The sequence below is a fragment of the Sphingopyxis sp. genome, from assembly GCF_025869345.1.
Lineage (GTDB): Bacteria > Pseudomonadota > Alphaproteobacteria > Sphingomonadales > Sphingomonadaceae > Sphingopyxis.
The window spans coordinates 1-17,070 of sequence record NZ_JAOZVW010000123.1; the positions used below are offsets into that span (position 1 = coordinate 1).

The 17,070-nt window shown below is 66.3% G+C and carries 17 protein-coding genes; 8 read left to right on the top strand and 9 right to left on the bottom strand.

Translation table 11 applies throughout. The annotated features are described in order from the left end of the window. The first annotated feature begins 138 nt into the window (after nucleotides 1–138). The 3 genes from OJI97_RS12895 to OJI97_RS12905 all read left to right on the top strand — a co-directional run bounded on the left by OJI97_RS12895 (nucleotide 139) and on the right by OJI97_RS12905 (nucleotide 2,188). Nucleotides 139–885 carry a tRNA (guanosine(46)-N(7))-methyltransferase TrmB gene (locus tag OJI97_RS12895; protein WP_297664066.1) on the top strand — a complete coding sequence of 249 codons (747 nt, stop codon included), beginning with the start codon at nucleotides 139–141 and terminating at the stop codon, nucleotides 883–885. A 300-nt stretch (nucleotides 886–1,185) separates the two neighbouring features. Further along, a complete protein-coding gene (locus OJI97_RS12900) occupies nucleotides 1,186–1,914 on the top strand; it encodes a Crp/Fnr family transcriptional regulator (RefSeq protein WP_297664069.1) in 729 nt (242 codons plus the stop codon). A gap of 25 nt (nucleotides 1,915–1,939) precedes the next feature. Continuing rightward, nucleotides 1,940–2,188: a hypothetical protein gene (locus tag OJI97_RS12905; protein ID WP_297664071.1), complete on the top strand. Its 249-nt coding sequence runs from the start codon at nucleotides 1,940–1,942 to the stop codon at nucleotides 2,186–2,188. Here OJI97_RS12905 and OJI97_RS12910 read toward each other — a convergent pair. From OJI97_RS12910 to OJI97_RS12920, 3 genes are all read right to left on the bottom strand, one after another. Beyond that, nucleotides 2,185–2,319, bottom strand: coding sequence for a hypothetical protein (locus OJI97_RS12910; protein ID WP_297664072.1), 135 nt, complete (start codon nucleotides 2,317–2,319; stop codon nucleotides 2,185–2,187). The two genes, OJI97_RS12905 and OJI97_RS12910, sit on opposite strands and share 4 nt — an antisense overlap. 12 nt (nucleotides 2,320–2,331) lie before the next feature. Then, nucleotides 2,332–2,631: a hypothetical protein gene (locus OJI97_RS12915; protein ID WP_297664074.1), complete on the bottom strand. Its 300-nt coding sequence runs from the start codon at nucleotides 2,629–2,631 to the stop codon at nucleotides 2,332–2,334. Nucleotides 2,632–3,358: 727 nt separating this feature from the next. Continuing rightward, nucleotides 3,359–3,952, bottom strand: a complete 594-nt coding sequence (locus OJI97_RS12920; protein WP_297664076.1) for a DUF4142 domain-containing protein — start codon at nucleotides 3,950–3,952, stop codon at nucleotides 3,359–3,361. 285 nt (nucleotides 3,953–4,237) lie between these two features. Between OJI97_RS12920 and OJI97_RS12925 the strand changes: the two genes are divergently transcribed. Then, entirely contained in the window at nucleotides 4,238–4,498 is a 261-nt protein-coding gene (locus OJI97_RS12925) for a hypothetical protein (protein WP_297664078.1), read from the top strand. 9 nt (nucleotides 4,499–4,507) lie between these two features. Here OJI97_RS12925 and OJI97_RS12930 read toward each other — a convergent pair whose 3' ends face one another. The 4 genes from OJI97_RS12930 to OJI97_RS12945 form a co-directional block, all read right to left on the bottom strand. Continuing rightward, a complete protein-coding gene (locus OJI97_RS12930; RefSeq protein WP_297664080.1) occupies nucleotides 4,508–5,815 on the bottom strand; it encodes a glycoside hydrolase family 130 protein in 1,308 nt (435 codons plus the stop codon). Further along, nucleotides 5,796–8,111 carry a glycosyltransferase family 4 protein gene (locus OJI97_RS12935; protein WP_297664081.1) on the bottom strand — a complete coding sequence of 772 codons (2,316 nt, stop codon included), beginning with the start codon at nucleotides 8,109–8,111 and terminating at the stop codon, nucleotides 5,796–5,798. The genes OJI97_RS12930 and OJI97_RS12935 overlap by 20 nt, the downstream gene beginning before the upstream one ends. 186 nt (nucleotides 8,112–8,297) lie before the next feature. Next, nucleotides 8,298–10,802, bottom strand: a complete 2,505-nt coding sequence (gene ligD / locus OJI97_RS12940; RefSeq protein ID WP_297664083.1) for a DNA ligase D — start codon at nucleotides 10,800–10,802, stop codon at nucleotides 8,298–8,300. Between the two features lies 1 nt (nucleotide 10,803). Beyond that, on the bottom strand, nucleotides 10,804–11,637 hold the full coding sequence (locus OJI97_RS12945) for a Ku protein (protein ID WP_297664084.1): 834 nt from the start codon (nucleotides 11,635–11,637) through the stop codon (nucleotides 10,804–10,806). Between the two features lie 344 nt (nucleotides 11,638–11,981). On the opposite strand from OJI97_RS12945, the gene OJI97_RS12950 reads away from it, so the two are divergent. Both OJI97_RS12950 and OJI97_RS12955 read left to right on the top strand, forming a co-directional pair. Further along, nucleotides 11,982–13,106, top strand: a complete 1,125-nt coding sequence (locus tag OJI97_RS12950) for a GNAT family N-acetyltransferase (protein WP_297664086.1) — start codon at nucleotides 11,982–11,984, stop codon at nucleotides 13,104–13,106. Next, on the top strand, nucleotides 13,103–13,945 hold the full coding sequence (locus OJI97_RS12955; protein ID WP_297664087.1) for a proline dehydrogenase: 843 nt from the start codon (nucleotides 13,103–13,105) through the stop codon (nucleotides 13,943–13,945). The genes OJI97_RS12950 and OJI97_RS12955 overlap by 4 nt, the downstream gene beginning before the upstream one ends. A gap of 112 nt (nucleotides 13,946–14,057) precedes the next feature. Here the strand turns inward: OJI97_RS12955 and OJI97_RS12960 are convergent, their stop codons facing one another. Beyond that, the gene (locus tag OJI97_RS12960; protein ID WP_297664088.1) at nucleotides 14,058–14,396 is read right to left on the bottom strand and encodes a hypothetical protein; all 339 of its coding nucleotides are present in this window, start codon (nucleotides 14,394–14,396) and stop codon (nucleotides 14,058–14,060) included. Nucleotides 14,397–14,479: 83 nt separating this feature from the next. Between OJI97_RS12960 and OJI97_RS12965 the strand changes: the two genes are divergently transcribed. Together OJI97_RS12965 and OJI97_RS12970 are read left to right on the top strand one after the other, a co-directional pair. Then, the gene (locus OJI97_RS12965) at nucleotides 14,480–15,415 is read left to right on the top strand and encodes a LysR family transcriptional regulator (protein ID WP_297664090.1); all 936 of its coding nucleotides are present in this window, start codon (nucleotides 14,480–14,482) and stop codon (nucleotides 15,413–15,415) included. 116 nt (nucleotides 15,416–15,531) lie between these two features. Next, on the top strand, nucleotides 15,532–16,299 hold the full coding sequence (locus tag OJI97_RS12970) for a sulfite exporter TauE/SafE family protein (RefSeq protein WP_297664092.1): 768 nt from the start codon (nucleotides 15,532–15,534) through the stop codon (nucleotides 16,297–16,299). A gap of 118 nt (nucleotides 16,300–16,417) precedes the next feature. On the opposite strand, the gene OJI97_RS12975 is transcribed toward OJI97_RS12970, so the two are convergent. Next, nucleotides 16,418–16,969, bottom strand: a complete 552-nt coding sequence (locus OJI97_RS12975) for a hypothetical protein (RefSeq protein ID WP_297664093.1) — start codon at nucleotides 16,967–16,969, stop codon at nucleotides 16,418–16,420. Nucleotides 16,970–17,070 lie beyond the last annotated feature (101 nt).

The window sequence follows — 17,070 nt, forward strand, 5'->3', positions numbered from 1 at the left end:
CTTACGGCGGCTATCGCCCTAAAAAAAACCGTCGCCCCCGCGCCGGCGGGGGCCGCGGTACGCCTGTCCCTTCAGCGCTGCGTAAACCGACAGCGGCCCCCGCCTGCGCGGGGGCGACGATATGATATAGGGCGCGCCATGACGGCTTATAAATCGGGCGATCCGACCACCCTCAACCGCCTCTATGGCCGCGCCAAGGGCAAACCCCTGCGCGCGGGCCAGCAGGATCTGGTCGACAATCTGTTGCCGCAGATCGCGGTTCCGGCCGAGGGGCCGGTGACCGCCGAATTGTTGTTCGGATATGACCGCCCGCTGCATTTCGAAATCGGTTTCGGCGGCGGCGAGCATATGGCGGCGCGCGCCGACATGCTGCCCGATCATGGCTTCATCGGCGCCGAACCCTTCGTCAACGGCGTCGCCCAGGCGCTCGTCCACGTCTCGGGCGACCCGCATCTCGCGGACAAGCATCGCGCGGACGGGGGCGGCGCGCGCCTGCCGCTCGCCAATGTCCGTATCCGCCACGGCGACGCGCTCGAGGTGCTGCGCCGCATAACCGATGGCGCGCTGAGCTTCGTTTATCTGCTCCACCCCGACCCCTGGCCCAAAGCCCGCCACGCGAAGCGGCGGATGATGAACGACGGGCCGCTCGACCTGATCGCCGCGAAGCTGAAGCCCGGCGGCGAGTTCCGCTTCGGGACCGACCATCCCGTCTATCTTGCGCACGCGCTGATGGTGATGCGGCGCCATCGTCACCAGTTCGAATGGCTGGCGCAGGAATCAAAGGATTTCCTCGTCCGCCCCGGCGGCTGGCCCGAAACCCGCTATGAAGCCAAGGCGCGCGCGCAGGGACACGAGGTCTGGTATTTCCGCTGGCGGCGTAAATAGGGACAGGCCGCGAGATCGCTGGTTAAGCGACCCGGAGTTGCCGCGCATGGACCCACATCAGACTTTGCGTCGACTTGCCCGCTCGCTTCACCATGCGAATCCGGACGCATCGCCGATCCAATCCCGGATGCGGAAGGGAAGAAAGCAGAGGATGGCGGCAACCCTCGGGGAGGTGTTTCGTTGGGATAATGGGAGCCGTTTCGGCACCGTGAGGCTCGATGCCTTTCGCGATGCCCATGGCCAAGCGCCGCAATTTCCACCGCGCGCGACGACAGGAAGCAGATCATGCAACCAAGACCCATGGTCGGGACACTGGACCTCTTTCTGCGCAAGCTCCTCAGCCACAGCCTGCTGTCCACCGACGATCAGGCGGCGATCGCCGCCTTGCCGCACAGCAGACGGCGCTTCGACGCCAATGACTATATCCTGCGCGAAGGCGACCAGTCCGACGCCTGCCCGATCCTCCTGTCCGGCTTCGCCTATCGGCAGAAAGCGACCGAAGAGGGCGGCCGGCAAATCGTCGCACTCAAGATTCCGGGCGATGCGCTCGATTTCCAGTCGATGTACGTCCGCACCATCGACCATAATCTTCAGGCGCTTACCCCCGTCGACCTGATCATCGTCGCGCTTTCGGACTTCGAAAAGCTCGTGCGTTCGCGTCCGGCCATCGCGCGCGCGGTCATCGTCGACATATTGATCGAGGCGTCGATCGGCCGCGAATGGCTGCTCAACCTCGGGCGGCGCAATGCGCTTGCCCGGCTCGCGCATCTTCTCTGCGAAATGCATTACCGCCTGCTCGACACGCACGCCGAGGGGCTCGATCTTCGCGACGTGCCGATGACGCAGGAGCAGCTGGCCGACCTTCTGGGTCTGACGCCCGTTCATATCAACCGCACGCTCAAGGAACTCGAGCGGCGCGGCGCGGTGGCGCGCCATGGTCGTGGTGTCCGCATCGGCAATATCGTCGCCCTGCGCGCTCTGGCGAATTTTTCAGATACTTATCTTCACCGGAACAATCACGACGGCTGAGGGGTCAGGTCATTGGAGACGGATGATGGCGCGCTATTTCTTTCACACGAGCGACGGGACGCGCGAATATGACGATGTCGGCGTCGATCTGGCCGACGCCGCCGCCGCGCGGCGCGAGGCCGCGCGCTTCGGCGGAGGCCTGCTTCAGGACAATCCCGATATCGTGCAGAATGAACATGGTCTGCGGATCAACGTCGTCGGCGAAGCGGGAAGCCTGACATTCGCGATCGTGATCACCGCGCTCGACCCGCGGTGGGAAAGCGAACAAGCCTAGCGGCGACCGCTGTCGGCGGCCGCCGATGCCAGATCGCCATCGGCGTTCCGGCTCAGCGCGTGCGCCGCGAGGGCCCGCGCGATACGCTCCACCGGCGATGTCGCCGCTCGATCGAACGCGCCCTCCGCCATGGCAACCTCCGTTTATCCAGCCCCCCCTTCGACTCGCTGGACCGGACGGGGTTGCGCGCGAATGCCGCTCGCCTCGGCATGGCCGTCCTGAGGATGGAGGGAGATATTCGAAAGCGCCGCCGCCGGGTGTTCACTGGGCAGCAGTTTCCACATATTGGCGGCAGACTTGGTCATGCGGGCGAGCAATGTCGCGCCGTCCCAAAGCTCCACATGGGTGCCGTCGGTCTCGTTTCGCGCAACCTGGAACGCATGGTCGGGGCTTTCGGCATGAAAGTCGATGCGCCGGGGCTCGCTCGACGCATCGTCGAGCAAGATCAAATGGAATCTTCTCATGGAAATGCTCCTTCTTTCGGGAGCAAGCGCTACCTGGCTCTCGGTATCATTCGATCGGCAGCCGTATGCAACGGAGGTACTGCGGGACAATGCCGGTACCACGAAAAGCCGATCTGGGGGCGAAACCGCAGTGGTCGCAGCCATGATAGCATGGAACGGCGGCTTCGTCTTAACCTGTATCAAGAATCCCGGATTTTGCGGCTTCGGGCGATTGGGAGCCCGGGCGCTCGGCCCGGCTCGCGTCGTAGGAGGACTGATAGATCTCGGGCGAGCCATGCAGACGCCAACAGGCAAGGCCGCGCCAGCCACCGGGAACGCCGGCGCCTCCTGACGTGCATTCTCGGTCAACGCGATGGAAGCCTTATCGATGCGGCCGAATTCCATCGGCCGAAATGCGAAGGGCCACCTTTTCGGGCGGCCCTTCCATTGTCCTGGCTGTCGCGGGACGGCTCAGCCGAGCGAGGCCCCCGCGATGGAGGCCATGCCCGCATGATCTGCCGCACGCGGCATGAGACAATGAGACATCCGACCACCTCCTTTCGCTTGTTGACGATACACCCGATATGGGCGCATCTCGCCAAGCGATCAAGGGGTGGGGGCGAAACGCGGCTAGGGGCTTCCGCCGACGGGCGCCTCGGCGCCGCGTTCGGGGCCATTGCCGCGATCCTCGACCCTCTCGGGTTTCAGCAGGCCGTGCGGCGTGGCATCACCGGGCATTATTCGTTCCCGCCGGTGCGGTGAGCTTTTCCAGTTCGGCGATATGCTTCTCGACCACCGGAACGATCTCGCCCGCCGCCTTCTTGAGGCTGTCGGTATCGCCGCTGGTCGCATAGGTGCGGTGCAGGGCGAGCGCGGCATCGTGCGCCGTCCTCTGGTTCCGGAGATAGACGGCATCGACGTCGGCGGCGCTGGCGTTCTTGATTTCGTCGAGCGCCCGCTGCTGGTCGGCATCGAGCGCAGGGGGCGGAACCTTGATCGACGCGGCGGCGGCCGCGGCCTTCACTTTCGCGGTCGATTTGCCGTGATTGTCGATCATCATCCGCGCGAAGGCCTTCACATCGTCGCGCGCCGATTTGCCGAGCAACGCCTGCGAGGACTGGATTTCCCACAAATCCCCCGCGCCTGCCTTGGCGATATAGCCCGCGGCGTCGGTCGGCGTCGCGGGCGTAACAACGGGCACCGCCATGTCGTTCGCCGCTTCGGTGGACTGCTGGGCGGTATCGGACGCCGGAGCCTCCTTGTCGCCGCTGCCACAGGCGCTCAGCATCGCGGCGACTGCGATCAGGGTGAATTGCTTCATCGGACTTCTCCCAAAGACGCCCACCCGACAGGCCAACGGCAGCATCCCTGCAAAGTTCCGGCCTATCATGTCCGGCCCCGGCGAAATTGGCGCCTGCGCAACATAGGTTAAGCCCTCGCGCCGGTCAGAGACACGCGCACCGCAGCGATGGAGCCCCTTGGCCGCCGGCGTCCGGACCGCCGGGTTAACCTGCGATAAGATCGGCCGCAAAAAAGCCGGCGGGCGCCGCCCGCTTGCGCAACCCCGGCCATCGCCGTCCGTTGCCCTGAAACAAGGAGAAGGACGATGCAAAGCTCGGCGACAGGAAAAATACTCGGCCTGATGACCTTGGGCGCACTCTTCTGGTTTGTGCGGCGCCCCTCCCGGACATCGAAATCCGAAAATCATTCGGCGGCCTTCGCCGATGGCGAAACCCACCCCGAAAACTTCGACCAGACCCGGTCAGCGGGCCCCGACGCGATGCGCGACGATGTAAAGCGGCCCTGGGAGCGCGTCGATCAGGCCGTCGACGAATCCTTCCCCGCCAGCGATCCGCCGGCCTATTGACGCGACTGGTCAGACCATCAGGCGAAGCAGATCGGGCACGGTCGTGGTGGCGAATCCGATCGCGCTGTCGGAGATGCCATAGGGGATGAAAAGCTCCTCCCCGATTTTCATCGCGCCGCAGGTATAGACGACGTTCGGAACATAGCCTTCGCGATCGCTCTCGGCGGCGGCCAGGATCGGGCAGGATGTCCGGCCCAGGACGCGCGACGGATCGTCCCTGTCGAGCAAGGCCGCGCCGAGGCTGTATTTGCGCATCGCGCCGACGCCGTGCGTCAGCATTATCCACCCCTCGTCGCATTCGATCGGGCTGCCGCAATTGCCCATCTGGACGAACTCCCATGGGAAGGCGGGGCTGAGTAGCGGTTGGCCCTCGTCATCCCAGTCGGACAGGCTTTCGGACGACAGGAGGGTGATATTCTTCCCGTCCTGCCGCCCGATCATCAGGAAGCGGCCGCCGATCCTGCGCGGAAACAGCGCCATCCCCTTGTTGCGCGCGGCACGGCCCGCGAGCGGTTCGAGGCAGAAGCTCGCGAAATCGCTCGTCCGCAGCAATTCGGAGCGGATCGAATGCCCCGAATAGGCGGTGTAGGTGCCAAGATATTCCTTGCGGCCGTCGTCGTGCGTGAATTGCACGAGCCGCAGATCCTCCAGCCCGCCCCGCTGCGCCTCCGTGACCGGAAAGAGCACGCTGTTCGAGATCGGGCTGTCGGGCTGACGGTGCACCGTCACCGCGTCATAGGGTTCGATATGGTGCCGGTCGTCGGCGACCGCCGCCATCGCCGGGCCCGATTGCGGCCACAGGCTGAAATCGCCGTCGGGGCCGACGATGCCCTCGCGAAAGGCGACCGAACTGATATGCCCCTCGCCGACCGCGCGCATCGACATGACGAAGCGCTGCTGCTGCGGGCCGAGCCCGCTCTGGTCGGGATGCGGCACGATGCTGGGGTTCATCAGCGCCGCCGCGGCATAGCTGTATTCGTGGCAGAAATAGGCGCCGATCAGCCGGCGCTTGACCGGCGGCACCGCCCCCGCGTCCAGCCGCAAATCCTCGGCGATCTCGGCGAAGCGCTCGTCGAAGATGCGGCCGATCTGCCAGTGCCGCTCCGAAAAATCCTTCCAGACCAGATCGAGTTCCAACCCGGCCTGATCGGTGTCGAGCCGCAATATGTCGTCGACGAGCTGCGCGGCGCGCGACGGTTCCGACACGCTCGCCTGCCAGGCGAGGTGAAACGGCCGCAGCACGACCCGCGACGGATCGGCGCTCAGCTTCTCGCCCAGAATCCGCAGCGGCGATTGGTCAGGTCGGCAATTGAGCATGGACGGCCGTGCGATCCTCTCTGGCGCCCCCGGCCCAGAATAGGGTGGCCATCGCACGATAGGCAAGATGAAATGCCAGAACCGACTCCGCCCCGACGTTCGTGTTGACGCCCCGCGGGGTCAATCCGTCGCAGCATCGCCCGGTCGCCGGGTCGGCAAGAGACAAGCCGCGATCATTATCGCCGAAGAACCAGCGCCAGGCCGTCTCGGCATGGCGCCGCCACATGTCCGCGCCCGTCGAACGATGCGCCGCGCCGCACGCCGCGATCGTCGCCCAGGCTTCGAGCGGCTGCTGGTCGAACGGCAGGCTGTCGCCGGCAAGGCCGAAACCGTTCGACCCCACCGGGCGAAAATGACCGCCGGTCGCGGTCTGCCGGTCGCAAAGCCATTCGAGCGCGCGCAGCCCCGTCCGCTCCCATTCGTCGCACCCCAGCGCGTAACCGGCGCGGATCAGCGCCTCGGGCAGCCGCGCATTGTCATAGGCAAGCGTCGGCTCAAGCCACGGCCATTCGGCCGTTCCCGTTCCGTCCCACAGCGTCTGGAGCGTCGCGGCGCCGCGTTCGAGCAGCGACCGCGCGCGCTCGTCGGACGGGAAACGCAGGAGCAGTTCGTCAGCGCCGAGCATCGCGAAAGCAAGCGCGCGCGGAGATGTCCCATCGCCGAATGGCCGCGCGGCGCGATCGAACCAGCGCCGCGCCCAGGCCGAAAGCTCGTTCGAGCGCGCGTGCGCGGCACAATGGCCGAGCGCCCAGACCGCGCGCCCGTTGCTGTCGTCCGAGCCGCGATCCTCGAGCCAGCGCCGGTCGTAGCTCATGAAATTGCGAAAGGCGCCGATGTCCGCATTCCAGGCGTGCTGGATAAAGCCCGCGAAGCGGAGCAATTGCGCATCGCGCGCCAGATCGGCGGGCAGGCTGCCGAAGAGCATCAGCGCCCGCGCATTGTCGTCGAGGCAATAGCCGTGATTGCGGTCGGGGACGATGCCGCAACCGTGCTGGAGCATCCCCACGTCGTCGCACAGCGCCCAGACGCCCGCCAGCGACGGCTCGGTCCTTGTTGCCTTGCGAGGATCGGGCGCGGGCGGCACCACTTCGGCGACGAGCGCCGCGCTCTGGCGGACGATGTTCGGCCAGGCCGTCCGGCGCCCGCGCCGATAGGCGCGCGCCTGTAGGGCGTGCATCGCGGCCGGCGATGCCAGCAGATCGAGCACCGCCGCCGCGATCGCGCCGCTGTCCTGTTCGGGAACCAGAATGCCGACGTCGTCCGCCAGCAGCTCGCGCGCATGGACGAAGGGCGTCGATACGACCGCCCGGCCGAGCGCCACGGCATAGGCGAGCGTCCCCGACGTCACCTGCGCCAGATTGGGATAGGGCGCGAGATAGATGTCGCAAAGCTCGATCTGGCCCAGCAGTTCGCCGGTATCGAGGAAGCGGTTCTCCCACGCGATATTCGCGGCGACGCCCAGGCTTTCGGCCAGTGCTTCGAGGCTTTGGCGATAGGCTTCGCCTTCGGCGGCGATCAGGTTGGGATGCGTCGCCCCGACGATGCGATAGAGGATATCGGGATGCACGGCGGCGATGGCCGGCAGCGCGCGGATCGCGGTTTCCAGGCCCTTGCCCGGCCCGAGCAGCCCGAAGGTCGACAGCACCGGCCGGTCGCCGATGCCGAGCGCCGCGCGAAGCGGCGGACGCCGGACGAACGGACGGTCGGGCGTGCCATGCTCGATCAGCGCGACCGACCCGGGCGGGGCGCCATAGGCGTCGACAAGCGTCCGGCGGGCGAAGTCGCTCATCACGATCAGCCGCGACGCGCGCGCGGCGATATGCTCCATCACGCGCCGCTGATCCGCCGTCGGTTCGGTCAGCACGGTGTGCAGCGTCACGATCAGCGGCGCGGCGATCCGGTCGATGAGATCGAGCACCATGCCGCCCGCGGCGCCGCCGAAAATTCCGAACTCGTGCTGAAGCCACACGGCGTCGACCCCGCTCGCATTGATCGCGTCCGCTGCCCGGCGATAGGAGGCGCGATCACCCGCCTCGATAGTGGCCGCGACGGCATCGTCGCTTGCCTGCTCCGCATCCGCACGCATCGCATAGACATCGACGCCGATTTCGGGATGGGCGCGCGCCAGATGATCGAAGATATCGGCGGTATAGGTCGCGATGCCGCATTGGCGCGGCCGAAAGCAGCCGACGAGCGCGATGTGCATGTGCCGGACGGCAGCGTCGCGCGCGACGGCGGATGCGATACCGCTGTCCTCGTCGGGGACGACAAACCGGTCTTCGAGATCATATTTCATACTGGGCCTCTATTTCCTTGCCCCCAGTCGATTATCGCCCCTTCCTGATGGCCCCGCCGCTTGCGCAGGCAGCCAACCAATCGACCCTTCGCGCGCCGGTGAGTTCCACCGCCCTGCGGCGAAACGGCGGATTTTTGCTACAACATCAACCTAGGTTATGTCGGCCGCCCGCCTCTTGATCATGCCCTACGCATCAGGCAACTGCTGCGAGGCGAAGCCCCATCCCTTCAGCTCCGCGCCGGCAGCGCGCTCCAGCAGGTCGGCAGCATCCTTGATCGTCCAGGCGCCCGCCTTTTCGATATCGCCCAGTTCCTCCCAGCCGACCGGCACCGCGACCGGCGCATTGTCCCGCGCGCGCGCCGAATAGGGCATGATCGCGGTGCTGCCGCGCTGATTGCGCAGCCAGTCGATGAAGATCTTGCCCTTGCGCTTCGCCTTGCTCATCGTCGCGACGAAGCGGTCGGGTTCGGTCAGGCTCAGCGCCTCGGCGAAGCGCTTCGCGAAATCCTTGTGCGCGTCCCAGCCATGGCCGGGATCGAGCGGGACGACGACATGCACCCCCTTGCCGCCCGACAGCATCGCGAAGCTGACGAGCCCGATATCGGCGAGCTGGCGGCGAATATCGAGCGCGGCTTTCTTCACGTCGGCGAAATCCAGCCCGACGTCCGGGTCGAGGTCGAACACCATGCGGTCGGGCCGCTCGAGCGTATCGATATGGCTGTCCCAGCCGTGGAACTCGATCGTCCCCATCTGGACGCAGGCGAGGATGCCGTCGGCGTCCTCGACATAGAGATAATCCTCATGCCCGCCGTCCTTCTCGCGGATCGGCACATGATGGACATGTTCGCCGAAGCTTCCCGAGTCATGCTTCTGGAAAAAGCATTTCTTCGCACGCCCCTGCGGGCAGCGGACGAGGCTGACCGGGCGCCGCGCCATGTGCGGCAGCATGATCGGGGCGACGGCCGCATAATAATCGGCAAGGTCGCCCTTCGTCGCCTTCGCCTCCGGAAAGAGGATGCGATCGCGGCTGCTGATGACGACGTCGCTTGCCGGTTCGGGCGCGGGCTGGCGGATTTCGGGAGTCACGTCCTTCGCCTCCTTGTCGCTTCTGAGGCCGAGAAAGCTGGCGTGGCGAACCGAACCCCCGCCCGTATATTCGGCGAAGGCGATTTCGGCGACGAGTTCGGGCTTCAGCCAGCGAACCTTGCGCGCCGCCGCCGCATCGACGTCGAGCGGCGCGGCCTTGGCTTCGAGCCGGGCGAATGCCTTCGCAAGATCGACCATGGTTTCGGTGTCGAAACCGGTCCCGACATTGCCCTTGTAGACCAGGCGGCCGCCTTCGCGCTGCGCGAGGAGCAGCGAGGCGAACGGGCGCAACCTGGTCGACGAGGGTTTCCAGCCGACGATAATGAAGTCCTGCCGCCGCGTGCATTTGACCTTCACCCAATTCTTCGTGCGGCGGCCGACGTAGGGCGCGTCGGCGCGCTTCGCGATGATGCCTTCCTGCCCAGCGCCGCACATGGCGGAATACAACGTCTCGCCGGCCCCGATGACATGATCGGCGACCGCGACCGGCGCCCTGGCATCGCGAAGCAGCGCTTCGAGCCGCTCCTTGCGTTCGAGATTGCCGAGTTTGACGAGCGATTTTCCGTTTTCCTCGAGCAGGTCGAAGGCGAAGAAATGCAGCGCCGTCGCCTCGTCCTGCGCGCCGCGCCCGCGTTTCAGCACCGCTTGCAGCGCCGAAAAATCGGGATTGCCGTCCTTGTCATAAGCGACGATCTCGCCGTCGATCAGGCACGGCGGCAGGTCGAGCGCCGCGATATGCCGGACGAGCGGCGCGAACTTGTCGGTCCAGTCGAGTCCGTTGCGCGTGTAAACGCGAACGTCCGATCCCGCTGCCGCGATCTCGGCGCGATAGCCGTCATATTTGATTTCGTGGAACCAGCCGTTTCCGGCGGGCACCGCATCGACGAGCGTCGCGAGTTGAAGCGGCCGGAATTTGGGCGGCTTCGCCTTCGGTTTCGCCTTGGCGACCTTGCGGCTGTGCGCCGCGGCCGCGGCCATCTTCTTCGTAAAGGCGGCGCCCTTGGCTCCCTTCAGCGACTGCTCGCCGCCCGCGTCGCCCGCGATTTCGGCCATGGTGCGGCCCGTCAGCACGCTGGTGAGCCGGCGCCCGACGAGGTCGTCGGCGCCGCCCGCAAAGGCATCGTCAACCTTGCGAAGCAGCCAGTTCTCGCGTTTCTCGCCCGGACGCGGCTTCATGCGGACGAGCAGCCATTCACCCTTCATCCGCTCGCCGTCGAGGATGAAATGGAGGTGCCCCTTTTCGATATCCTTCGCGCTCTTGCCTTCGACCGGCGCCCATGTCCCCCTGTCCCACAGCATCACCGTGCCGCCGCCATATTCGCCCTTGGGGATCACCCCCTCGAATGCGGCATAGCTCATCGGATGATCCTCGGTGCGCACCGCGAGCCGTTTGTCGGCGGGGTCGGCGCTCGGCCCCTTGGTGACCGCCCAGCTCTTGAGCACGCCATCGACCTCGAGGCGGAAGTCATAATGGAGCCGTGTCGCGTCGTGCTTCTGGACGATGAAGCGGTTGCCACCCCCCTTCTCGACCTGCCCCGCGGGTTCGGGGGTCAACGCGAAATCGCGCTTGGCCTTATATTGGGCCAGAGGATCGGCGCGCGCCATGTCAGGCGCGCTTTCGGGTCGCAGGCTTCCTTGCCGAGGTTTTCTTGCCGTCGACCGACGCCTTGAGCGCCGCCATCAGGTCGATGACGTTCGATCCCGATTTCACCGGCCCCGGCTCCTCGACATCCTCCAGCACGCGCTTGCCCTTCGCCTTGGCCTTCTTGGCGATCACGCGCTTGAGCGCGTCGATATAATGATTGTGATAATCCGACGCGTCGAACGGGCCGCTCTTCTTGTCGATCAGCGTCTCGGCAAGGTCGAGCAAATCGGCGTCGGGCTTGGCGTCGCCGACATCGCGGAAATAATTCGCGGCCTTGTTCACCTCGTCGGCGTAGCGCAGCACTTCGAGCACCAGCCCGCGGCCGCACGGGCGAAGCGCGACAAGCTGCTCCTGTCCGCGCACCGAAAGCTGGCCGAGCCCGACCTTCTTCGTGCGCCGCAGCGCCTCGCGCAGGACGATATAGGCCTCTTCGGCCAGTTCGTCGGCCGGGACGACATAATAAGGCTTGGTATAATAGAGGATGTCGATGTCGCCCGCGTCGACGAACTGGAGCAGTTCGAGTGTGCGTTTGCTCTCAAGCTTGACCGCCTCGATCTCTTCCTCGTCGAGCAGGACATACTGGCCCTTCGCCATCTCATAGCCCTTGACGATATCGTCGGTGTCGATCGGCCCGATGCCAGGCACGACCTTTTCATATTTGACCGGCTTGCCGCTCGGCTCGTGGATCTGGCGAAAGCTGATCGCCGCGCCGGATTTGGTCGCCGGATAGATTTCCACCGGGATCGATACCAGAGCAAGCCGGATCTGCCCCTTCCAATAGGCGCGTGCAGCCATCGACCACTCTCTCCTTCGATGAAGAAAATGCTCAAGCCCGATCGGCGTTCCAATTTGAGGCGCGCCCCGAGGAGGTTTTGGACGGTTGCAGACCGACCGCATGGGGTTCATCACCAAGGAAAAGCACGGCCCGGCGGCACCGTCCGTTGACGGTCAAGGAACGGCAGGGACGATCGAAACACTCTTCATCGCGCCGAGGCGGCCGGCCCATGGATCGGATCGAACCCGTGCGCCGACGGACAGGCCCGCATATGCATCCTCGCCCCCCGGCAATGCGCGGTGCCCCCGGGCTTCGCTAAGAATTATTAGCATTTGGGGCGTAAGCGCCGGGCCGGGGGTGTGGCTTGTATCACGCGCGACTCGATTCCGGCGCTGCTGCTGACGCGCCATCGGCGCCGATCCTGCCTGCGCGCGCTGCCGACCTCGCCGCGACCGGCGATCCGGATTGGCTGGCGGCGGAATGGGAGCGTCTCGAAGCCGGCGGGCGCTGGCCGACCCAGACGCACGCCTTCGCGGCCGCGCTCGAACCGCTTTTGACCGGCCAGCGGCGCCGGCTGCTCTGCGTGCTGCGGGATTCGACGATCGCGGCGCTGCTGCCGATCTGCCGCGCACCGGGATGGCACGCGCGCTGGCGGATGGCGGGATCGTGCGAATTGTTCGAACCCGGCGACCTGCTTTGCGAAGGCGCGGGCGATGCGGCCGCGCTGACGGCGCTGTTCCGCACCCTCGACCGGCCGCTTTCGCTCGACCGGATTCCCGCCGATTCGCACCTGCTCCCCGTTCTCCGCGCCGTGATGAAGGGGCGCGGCTGGCTGTCGGTACGGCCCGCTCCCCCCTGCCCGATGATCCGGCTCGACGAAAGCTGGCGCGACCCCGAAAACCGCTTCAACGCCGGCCGCCGGTCCGATTTCCGGCGCGCGGCGCGACGCGCCGCGGCGTTGGGACAGGTGACCTATGAGACGCTGACGCCCTCGCTTGCCGAATTCGACGCGCTTTTCGACGAAGCCATCGGCGTCGAGGCGCGAAGCTGGAAGCGCGAGGCGGGAAGCGCGATCGCGGTCGACCGGCTGCGCGAAACCTTCTTCCGCCGCTTTTTCCGCGCCGCGGCGACGCAGGGAAATTTCCGCCTCTCGTTCCTGCGCATCGACGGCGAAGCGGTCGCGATGCAGCTCGGAATGAGCTGGTCGGGGCGCTATTGGCTGTTCAAGATCGGTCACGACGACCGTTTCGGCAAATGTTCGCCGGGCACCTTGCTGATGCTCCATGCGCTGCGCTGGGCCGCCGGACAGCAGCTCGAAAGCTTTGAACTGCTGGGCGAGACCGAGGCGTGGATCACGCGGTTCTGGACGCAGGATCATCACGAATGCGTGCGCGTGCGCACTTACCCCTTTACCGTGCTGGGGATGGTCGCCTTCGCGTCCGACGGCGTCGCCTGGGCGTGGCAGCGCCTGCACTCCCGCGACCGATGACGTCTTCGCGGCTCTGGACCTGGATGCGCGCGCGCCGCTACGCGCTTCCCGGTGCGCTGGGCGCTCGCCTGCCCGCCCCCGGCGCCGGCGACGCGGCCGCGCTATGCGAGCGGCTGCGCCGGCGCGGAATCGCGACGACCGCCGGCTATTTTCAGGGCGAGCACGACACGCCCGACACGATCGTCCGATCCTATCGCGCGCTGCTCGAAGCGGGGGCCTGTGCCAGCCTTTCGGTCAAGGCGCCGCCGCTTGGCTTCGCTCCCGGCCGCCTGCGCGCGATCGCCGAAGCCGCCGCCAACGCGGGCGCGGTGCTGATGCTCGACGCCCATGGGCCGGGTGATGCCGAGGCGACGATCGCGGCGACCGAAGCATTGCTCGCCGATTTTCCGCAAAGCGGCTGCGTTCTGCCCGCGCGCTGGCGGCGCAGCCTGGGCGATGCCGACCGGCTGCGGGACACATCGACGCGGCTGCGCATCGTCAAAGGCGAATGGGCCGATCCCGACGGCGACCCGGACGACGAAGGCGCCGCCTATCTGGCGCTGATCGAGCGGCTCGCGGGGCGCGCCGCGCCCGTGGCGGTCGCGACGCACGATCCGGCGCTCGCCGCGCGCGCGCTCGACCGGCTGATCGCGGCGGGGACGCCGTGCGAGCTCGAACAATTGCGCGGGCTGCCGCGGCGGCGCACGATGGCGGCGGCGCGGCGGCGCGGGGTGCCGGTTCGTCTCTATATTCCCTTCGGCCCTGGCTGGTGGCCCTATGCGATCGACAAGGCGCTCGCGCGTCCGCACCTGCCCCTGTGGTGGCTGCGCGACCGTTTCGGCCTGCGCGACCGGGCGTAGCGGCGCCCCAATAAAATGGGGCGGCCTCGCCGTGAGTGCCGCCCCAGTTTGGGGGTCCGCCGGGGAGAGGGAGAGGGCGGACCGGAGATGGGTCAGGTGTCTTGGCCCAATATCAGCGCGAAGCCATCTTGGCGTCGGTTTCGACTTCGGCGACGCCGGCGAGCTTCAGCGCGGCGCGAAACTGCTTGGCGGCGGCGCGTTCGTTACCGGCTTCGCAAAGCTTCTTGCCGGTGGCGACGAAGCGCTTCGCATTGGCCTGCTTGGTGCCTTCGACGCCGTTCGAGGCGACATAGGCCTGTTCGGCAAGGCCCGAGCAGCGATAGTCGTTGCTGCCCGTCTGGGCATAGGCCGGCGAGGTCGCGGCGATCAGGCCGGTGAAGGCCAGCGCCGAAGCCGCGACGATCGCGAAGGCGGAGGGGAAGCGGCGGAAAGAGGAGAGCTGATTGGACATGGGAGAGGTTCCTTTCGTTTCGTTGTGCAACCTTTTTAGGAGCGGTTGCGCCCATAGATAATCCTCTATAATCTGCAAGTGCCTTGAAGCAGGATTTAACAATCCCCCATGGGGCGCTCGACGGGATCGAAGCCTTCCTCCGCGTCGCGGAGCGGCGGAGCTTTTCCGCCGCCGCCGCCGACCTGGGCGTCTCACCGTCGGCGATCAGCCAGACGGTGAAGGCGCTGGAGGCGCGCGTCGGCGCGCCTTTGTTCATGCGCACCACGCGCAGCGTCGGGCTGACGCAGGCGGGCGAGATGTTTCTCGAACGCGCCGCCCCCGCCTATGCCGGGCTCGCCGACGCCTATGAGGCGGCGCGCAACCTCGGCAACCGGCCTGCGGGGCGGCTGCGCATCAACCTGATGCGCGGCGCGGTGCAGCCGATGTTCGAGCCGATCATCGCGGGCTTCGTCGATGCCTATCCCGAGATCGAGCTGGAAATCTATGCCGAGGATGCCCTCGCCGACCTCAGCGCCGGGGGGTTCGATGCCGGGGTGCGGATGGGCGAATCGCTCGATGCCGATGTCATCGCGATCCGCCTGACCGGCCCCTTCCGCTTCGTCGCGGCGGCGTCGCCCGCCTATCTCGACCGCTTCGGCCGTCCCGAAACCCCCGAGCAATTGAAGGACCATCGCTGCATCCGCTTTCGCCTCGCGACCGGCGCGCTGATGCCCTGGACCTTCGCGAGCGGAAATCGCGAAATCGAGGTCGCGGTTTCGGGGCCGGTCATCGTCAACGACTGGATCGCCGCGCTGGTCGCGATGCGCACCGGGGTCGCGATGGGAATGCTCGCCGAACCGATGGCGAAGAAGATGGTCGAGACCGGGGAGCTCGAACTGGTGCTGTCGGACTATGCCGATGCGACCAGCGGTCTGTTCCTCTATTACCCCAGCCGCAAGCAGGTGATGCCGAAGCTGCGCGCCTTCATCGACTATGTGCGCGAATATCTGCCCGAGAATATCACCGACGCGACCGGGTGAAATCCTGTGGGTTCGGCGCGGAAACAAATCCCTTCGTCGCCAGCAGAAAAATTGCGCTGGCGAATCTTCGAAAAAATCGGCAGCCCGTTCTCAATTAAAACAGTTGGGATGAAGACATGACCGAAATCGCGTCCTTCGACATTGCGGCCTTGCTGCCCTTCATCCTGATCGGTTTCGCCGCGCAGCTCGTCGACGGCGCGCTCGGCATGGCGTTCGGGGTGATCTGCAACACGTTGCTCGTCGCGGTGCTCGGGGTGCCGCCCGCGGTCGCCTCGGCGCGTATCCATGTCGTCGAGGTGTTCACCACCGGCGTTTCGGGGATCAGCCACCTGCTCCACCGCAACATCGAATGGCCGCTGTTCTTTCGCCTGCTCATCCCGGGAGTCGTGGGCGGCGTGCTCGGCGCCTATGTGCTGACCTCGCTCCACGCCGATATGGTGAAGCCCTTCGTGCTCGCCTATCTGGTCGCGATCGGCATCTGGCTGCTCGTGCGCGGCCTCCTCTATCCGCCCAAGATCCAGAAGCCGACGGTGATCGCGCCGCTCGGCCTGATCGGCGGCTTCCTCGACGCGGCGGGCGGCGGCGGCTGGGGGCCGGTCGTGACATCGAACCTGCTCGTCCAGGGCGCCGAGCCGCGCAAGGTCGTCGGCACGGTGAACAGCGTCGAATTCTTCCTGACGCTGGCGGTTTCGGCGACCTTCATCTGGAATCTCGGTTTCGCCGACGTCGCCGGCGCGACTTTGGGCCTGCTCATCGGCGGCGTGCTCGCTGCGCCGCTCGGCGCCTTCATGGCGAAGCGCTTCTCGCCCAAGCTGATGCTGGTGCTCGTCGGCGTGGTGCTGACCGTGACCAGCGCCTTCGGGCTGTATCGGGCGGTGATATAAACGACACGCCTCCTGTTTCGTCACCCCGGACTTGATCCGGGGTCCATTCGCTCTTCGCTGGTTTGAATGGATCCCGGATCAAGTCCGGGATGACGAAGAAAATAAGGCGGCTTCCCGATCAATTCGCCGGTCTGGTCTCGTCGATCTTGTCGATCCATTCGGGGAAGAAGCTCGGTTCGCGCGCCGACCAGCCCGGTGCGGTCGCGGCGGCTTCGCTGATCGACTGGAGCAACGTCTTGCGCTTGTCGGGATGGAGATGCGGCAGCGAGGCGGCGGCGCAGAAGGCGCCGGGCAGCCACGGCCGCGCGTGGGCACCGAGCAGCCGCTCGTAGAGAAAGCGATAGGAAGCGAAACCCGGCAATCGGTCTTGCCCGAGGTCGAACGCCGACACCGCGACGAGCGGCGCCATGAAGCTTTCGAGCGCGTCGAGCCCGCTGTCGTCGGGAATATGCGCCCGGATATCGACGAGGCGCTGATAAACCTTCGCCTGGACGCGGATCGCGGTTTCCTCGACCATGTCGCGCGACCAGCGCGCGATCGCATCGTCGCGTTCGAGCCCGATGTCGAGCGAGCGGCGGATATAGCGCTGCGTCGCCGCCGGAAAGCCCGCGAATTCCTTGATTTCCGAAATGGACAGGTCGCCAGCGGCCGGTCCCGATCGCGTCGCCATGGTCATGCTCCCGCACGGCGCCCGGGGAGCCATCCCCCCGGAGGCCTGCATGAGGCAATATGCCACCAAATTGGTTAGCGGCCGGTTAACCACGATATCGC

What these genes read in the sequence shown, in the direction of transcription:
- OJI97_RS12895 (WP_297664066.1), top strand. Translation starts at nt 139, where the DNA reads ATGACGGCTTATAAATCGGGCGATCCGACCACCCTCAACCGCCTCTAT.
- OJI97_RS12900 (WP_297664069.1), top strand. Translation starts at nt 1,186, where the DNA reads ATGGTCGGGACACTGGACCTCTTTCTGCGCAAGCTCCTCAGCCACAGC.
- OJI97_RS12905 (WP_297664071.1), top strand. Translation starts at nt 1,940, where the DNA reads ATGGCGCGCTATTTCTTTCACACGAGCGACGGGACGCGCGAATATGAC.
- OJI97_RS12910 (WP_297664072.1), bottom strand. Translation starts at nt 2,319, where the DNA reads ATGGCGGAGGGCGCGTTCGATCGAGCGGCGACATCGCCGGTGGAGCGT.
- OJI97_RS12920 (WP_297664076.1), bottom strand. Translation starts at nt 3,952, where the DNA reads ATGAAGCAATTCACCCTGATCGCAGTCGCCGCGATGCTGAGCGCCTGT.
- OJI97_RS12925 (WP_297664078.1), top strand. Translation starts at nt 4,238, where the DNA reads ATGCAAAGCTCGGCGACAGGAAAAATACTCGGCCTGATGACCTTGGGC.
- OJI97_RS12930 (WP_297664080.1), bottom strand. Translation starts at nt 5,815, where the DNA reads ATGCTCAATTGCCGACCTGACCAATCGCCGCTGCGGATTCTGGGCGAG.
- OJI97_RS12935 (WP_297664081.1), bottom strand. Translation starts at nt 8,111, where the DNA reads ATGAAATATGATCTCGAAGACCGGTTTGTCGTCCCCGACGAGGACAGC.
- ligD (WP_297664083.1), bottom strand. Translation starts at nt 10,802, where the DNA reads ATGGCGCGCGCCGATCCTCTGGCCCAATATAAGGCCAAGCGCGATTTC.
- OJI97_RS12945 (WP_297664084.1), bottom strand. Translation starts at nt 11,637, where the DNA reads ATGGCTGCACGCGCCTATTGGAAGGGGCAGATCCGGCTTGCTCTGGTA.
- OJI97_RS12955 (WP_297664087.1), top strand. Translation starts at nt 13,103, where the DNA reads ATGACGTCTTCGCGGCTCTGGACCTGGATGCGCGCGCGCCGCTACGCG.
- OJI97_RS12960 (WP_297664088.1), bottom strand. Translation starts at nt 14,396, where the DNA reads ATGTCCAATCAGCTCTCCTCTTTCCGCCGCTTCCCCTCCGCCTTCGCG.
- OJI97_RS12970 (WP_297664092.1), top strand. Translation starts at nt 15,532, where the DNA reads ATGACCGAAATCGCGTCCTTCGACATTGCGGCCTTGCTGCCCTTCATC.
- OJI97_RS12975 (WP_297664093.1), bottom strand. Translation starts at nt 16,969, where the DNA reads ATGGCGACGCGATCGGGACCGGCCGCTGGCGACCTGTCCATTTCGGAA.